The sequence below is a fragment of the Sulfitobacter sp. HI0129 genome, assembly GCF_001635395.1.
Lineage (GTDB): Bacteria > Pseudomonadota > Alphaproteobacteria > Rhodobacterales > Rhodobacteraceae > Sulfitobacter.
In genome coordinates, this window is record NZ_LWGH01000130.1 from 1 (window position 1) to 355 (window position 355).

The window sequence follows — 355 nt, forward strand, 5'->3', positions numbered from 1 at the left end:
GGGTGAACTATCTGCCGGAGTATCTGCGCGATGAACCGGACCGCGTGGCAAGAGCACTCGAAGCGGTGACCGCCCTGCCCGGGCATGACGCGGCCCGGGTCGCATTCGAGGCCGATCTGGCCCGCGACGACACGGCCAATCGCCGCCGCCGCTTCGGTCAGGCCTGCGTGCTCGCCCATGAGCTTGGCGAAGATATCGCGGGCCTCTATGCCCATTTCCTGCATACGCCGGCATCCGTCGCCCGCTATGCGGCGATCCTGCGGGGGCTGCCTTGGGCCTTTTCAGCCCATGCAAAGGACATCTGGACATCGCCGGAATGGGAGTTGCGAGAAAAGCTCACATCCGCAGAACATGG

1 pseudogene is annotated in these 355 nt (G+C 65.1%); it reads left to right on the top strand.

Going from position 1 to position 355, the window contains the following annotated elements:
* Positions 1 to 355, top strand: a pseudogene (locus A3764_RS01230) (colanic acid biosynthesis glycosyltransferase WcaL); the annotation flags it as partial.